Source organism: Fibrobacter sp. UWH1 (genome assembly GCF_002210365.1).
GTDB lineage: Bacteria > Fibrobacterota > Fibrobacteria > Fibrobacterales > Fibrobacteraceae > Fibrobacter.
In genome coordinates this window covers 1-4,619 of record NZ_MWQG01000077.1, presented here as the reverse complement: position 1 = coordinate 4,619, position 4,619 = coordinate 1, and the positions used below count along the sequence as shown (strand labels likewise).

At 39.4% G+C, this 4,619-nt stretch carries 4 protein-coding genes; 2 read left to right on the top strand and 2 right to left on the bottom strand.

The features are described 5' to 3' along the window. Positions 1–308: 308 nt before the first annotated feature. Together B7992_RS16000 and B7992_RS15995 are read left to right on the top strand one after the other, a co-directional pair. A complete protein-coding gene (locus B7992_RS16000) occupies positions 309–1,271 on the top strand; it encodes a sugar phosphate nucleotidyltransferase (protein WP_088666792.1) in 963 nt (320 codons plus the stop codon). A gap of 1 nt (position 1,272) precedes the next feature. Further along, positions 1,273–2,742 (top strand): CotH kinase family protein, encoded by a 1,470-nt coding sequence (locus tag B7992_RS15995; RefSeq protein WP_088666791.1) that lies wholly within the window; start codon positions 1,273–1,275, stop codon positions 2,740–2,742. Here the strand turns inward: B7992_RS15995 and B7992_RS15990 are convergent. Together B7992_RS15990 and B7992_RS15985 are read right to left on the bottom strand one after the other, a co-directional pair. Next, a complete protein-coding gene (locus B7992_RS15990) occupies positions 2,737–3,921 on the bottom strand; it encodes a Coenzyme F420 hydrogenase/dehydrogenase, beta subunit C-terminal domain (protein ID WP_088666790.1) in 1,185 nt (394 codons plus the stop codon). The two genes, B7992_RS15995 and B7992_RS15990, sit on opposite strands and share 6 nt — an antisense overlap. Then, the coding region (locus tag B7992_RS15985; RefSeq protein WP_217897628.1) for a hypothetical protein at positions 3,921–4,619 on the bottom strand (699 nt) is incomplete at its 5' end. The genes B7992_RS15990 and B7992_RS15985, both read right to left, overlap by 1 nt.

Below are 4,619 nucleotides of genomic sequence, written 5' to 3'. Positions count from 1 at the left end.
GCTGCAAAAGAGGCTACTAAGAATAAAACTCTTGAAATTGCAATGACTATGCTAAAACGGAAATACGGCATTAATGAAATCATTTCGATTTGCAGTCTCTCATCCAAGGAAGTCCTTAAACTGAAAGCCTCCTTAGAAAAGGGTTAAAGCAGAACAACAAGCGCGAACTATATGAAAAACTGATGGTCTAAAACCATCAGTTTTTTTATCATTGAATTTAAGGGGGGGGATGTTGAATTGTTATCTTTACCCCACAAATTTCTTAAAATCTAGTTGGGTTAAAGATACTTGAATCTAAAGGAGAAAACGTGAAAGTCATTTTGCCAGTTGCCGGAAAGGGGGAACGCATGCGACCGTACACAAACGAGTTGCCAAAGTGTTTGCTTCCCGTAGGCGGAAAAACTATTATTGACTGGATCGTAGAAGACGCTTTAAAGCTCAATCCCTCCGAAACAATCTTCATTACCGGCTACAAAGCCGAGAAAATGGATCAGTATCTGGAAAGCAAACCAAACTGGGGCAAAACGCGCGCCATTCTCCAGAGCGACCCCCAGGGGCTAGGTCAAGCCATCAGCTTAGCCCTCCCCGATGTCAACGATGAGCCCCTAATCATCATCCTAGGCGACACCCTCTTTGACGCCGACCTTAGCATACTCAATCCTGTACGTCATTCTGAGCGAAGCGAAGAATCCAGTAACGTTCTATTCACCTACAAAGTCGCCGACCCCCGCCGATTTGGCGTAGCAGTCACCGACACCAACGGTAACATCCAACGTCTTGTAGAGAAACCCCAAGAATTCGTAAGTAACGAAGCCATAGTCGGCATCTACTACATCAAAGATGTAAAGGCGCTAAAAACAGCCTTGCAACACCTCATGGATAACGATATCCGAACCAAGGGAGAATTTCAGCTAACCGACGCGCTGCAAATGATGATCGAACAAGGATGCAAGTTCCGTACCGCTCCTGTGAAGGAATGGCTAGACTGCGGTTTACCGGAAACCCTGATTGAAACGAACACTTGGTTACTGAACAATCGTCTATCAGGTACTATTGATCAAAACACAGCGGAATTGAATAATCATAACGCAATCATACCTCCCTGCCATATTGGCAAGAATTGCCGTATCGAAAATTCTACTATAGGTCCCAATGTAACCATCGGAGACAATTGCATTCTTAAGGATGCCATAATAAAAGATTGCGTGGTGTGGAACAATGTAGAACGTAACAGCATTAACTGTGAAAACCAGATTATAGCGAACGTATAAAATGAAGTTTTCCTATCTACTGATTGCTTTCTTTTTCTTGATTTTAAACGGGTGTTCAGACTTTTCATCCGAATCAAATGAATTTGAACTCAGTGGGAAATACTACGCCTGCGATGGCGACCGTTATGGCGAAATCATTGATGATTCAAAACTCGGCAAGAAACAATACTGTAATGGGTATCGATGGATAGACCTAGTTCCAGAAGATTCTATCGTCACAATTCGCCCAGAATCAAAAGATTCCACCGTCGGAGATTTGTCAGAATCGAAAGATTCTTCACAAATCATGTATGAATGTAACAATGGATCCATTGTTATAAACAAAAATCTCTGCTCTGAAAATCCAAAAGAATATCTCCCCCTAGATGACTCTGAATATCCATACGCAGGAATTCCTAGGATTGTCATTGAAACTGAAAATTTCCGAGCAATCAAAGATCGCGAAACAGAGATTCCAGCCAAGCTTCAAATATGGGGCGAAAACGCACCAGAAAGTGAAATTATGGAATTGACGATTAGAGGGAGAGGGAATTCAACATGGGAAAAAAAGAAAAAGCCCTATACAATTTCATTTAATAAAGCACTAAATTTTTTGGGGATGAAAAAAGCAAAAAAATGGGTTTTACTAGCAAATTATTTTGATAGAACTCTCATCCGAAATGCAATCGCTTTTGAAATCGGTAAAAAAACTCAGCTTCCCTGGACGCCATCAGGAAAATTTGTTGACGTCTACCTAAACAGAGTTTATCAAGGCAATTACTATGTTGCGGAAAAAGTTCAAATTAATAAAAACCGACTTGAAATAGGGAAAGACAATTTTTTATTAGAATTTGATGTTAATTACGATGAAAAATATAAGTTCAAGTCGAATTATTATGATTTACCGATAAACATTAAAAATCCTGACACTTTATCCAGTAATCAACTAGCTGCAATCCAAGAAAAGATTAACACCATTGAAAAAAAACTGCAAGAAAAACCTAATTCAAAAGACATTGTATCCTTGATTGATTTACAATCTTTTGCAGATTACATGATTGTTTATGAACTCACACAAAATAGTGAGCCAAACCATCCCAAAAGTGTATACACCTACTATAGTGATAAAAAAATACATGCAGGTCCCATATGGGACTTTGATTGGGGAACCTTTAAAGTATCCAAAACAGGTTGGCGCAATAACTCCGCTATATGGAACGAGCAATTGCTGAAAAACGAACAGTTTGTGGAGATTGTAAAACAAAGTTGGAAGTCCTACAAAAAATCCTTTGAGGACGTTGAAAAAACAATTGATTCTCTGTCAGTTTATCTTCATCAATCCGGCAACCAGAACAATGAAAAATGGTCAATTGATCTATCTTCATCGTTTTTTCCTGACAAAAATAAATCTTTTGATGAGGCAATTTCAATGCTCAAGGAAGTCTATTTATCAAGAATTCAGGAATTAGACAGTCTTGTTGACAAACTATAGCTTGATATTTTTTATGTGCCGTTTAACCCTGCTCAAAAAGCCTCTGATGCGTTTATAGGTACGAATGTATAAAGCAGGCTTCGGGCAATACTTTGTCCTGAGTTCTGAAAAACTCTTCTTTTCAAGATCCGCGAAGAATTCTGATCTGCGAGGATGTTGCTTTTCGGAACGGATAATGCAGGGATTATGCGCAATGGCATATTCAGCTTTTGATTCACAATGAACAACCAAATCTTTTATTGAATCAAAAAGTTCAATACCACGTAAAGTATTCATCAATACTACAGATGTTCCCTTGTTGTCATTCATTTCGGGATGATAATTAGACACACCCCAATAATCACCTAATGTTATATCTGCAATGCGGGGCAACTTTCGGTATTTACAATCAGAACAAGACTTATTTTGGCAGATTCGGCTCAGAAACACGGCCATATAATCAGAATGATCATGATTGACAACAAGTCTCTTTCCGCTATCAAACAGATGGGCCAAAGAATAACTCCCCCACCCAGTAGATTTATCACGGAACAAGGTCGTGTTCAGTTTGGATTTCTGATTATTTTCCAAAGATTCAACAAACTTTCCATAAACCTTGACACTAGGCGATCCATGGCAGACAATATCCACCGTATAAAGATTAGGATATTGGCCTTTGTCAAGTACAGAATACAAAGCGGCAACCTGGCAAGGTGTCCCGGAAAACAGAACAATCCGTCCAGCCTTGATCAGAGAACGAACCTCTTTATAAATCAGACCCGCATTCGCCTGAACATATTTAGATCCACGAAGTTTCGGCAAATCCACTTCGTTATCAACTATGACATGGCCAAAGTGCGTTGCATCCTGTTGAGCGACACCGACAACAACACCGCCATCAGCAATTATCTTGCGGGCAAGAGCAGAAAAAATTCCACCACTAGAAGATGCCAAGCGGACCTGTTCATCTTTTACATAAGCGGCCAAGGTCTTGGGAGTAGAAGTACCTTCATTAGGATTGAGAACCTGTTTAGTCCAGGGGCAAGCTCGTTCACAAGCACCACACTGGATACATTTTGATTCATCGATAACCGGTCGATAGAAGCCTTCGGTATCCAGTTGCATGGTAATTGCCTCACGAGCGCAAACATTTGCGCAGGCTGCGCATGAGGAACAGTTGCTAACAGGGATATTCATCATCAAACTCCTAGCAAAATTCTAGTCAATTTCGGAAAAAGTTTTTTCATCAAGCCTAAACAAAACATACATAACAGTATGTCTCCAAGGACCAATACCACCCATCTCAAATACGAACCAGGAAACAGCACAATTGATCCCAAGGGAGAAATGATAAAACAATGAATTAAGTAAATACCAAAAGAGAATTTCCCAACAAACTCTACAAAGGTAAAAAATATTTTAAGACATTTCGAAGAACACAACGAATAGAGAGACTGCACCTTTTCAGATAATAACAGAGGAATAAAAAAAACGCTAAACAATATAGAAGACGGATGTTGCCCTAATCCAGCAAACTTGCCTTGCGAATTCAACAAACAACTTTCCATTACACACAATAAAAAACAGACCGGAGTAAACCAAATAAACGGACGCAGCGAGTACCTCCTCACCTGCATTTTACCAATAAAAAAGCCTATAGCGAAAAAAACATACCACATCCATATTCCCCCGGCATACAAAACAAGAGGCAAATCAATATGTAAATATCCATCAATCGCATAGACTTTGACAGTCCAACAAAACACAGCAATAAATCCAGAACCATATATAAGTTTATAATTTTCCGCCCATTTTTTATTTAATAAAAATACAGTTAAATAACGGCTCTTCATCAACATGTGTGGGTGGCTTCGCCACCCTTTTTTGTTGACATTCGC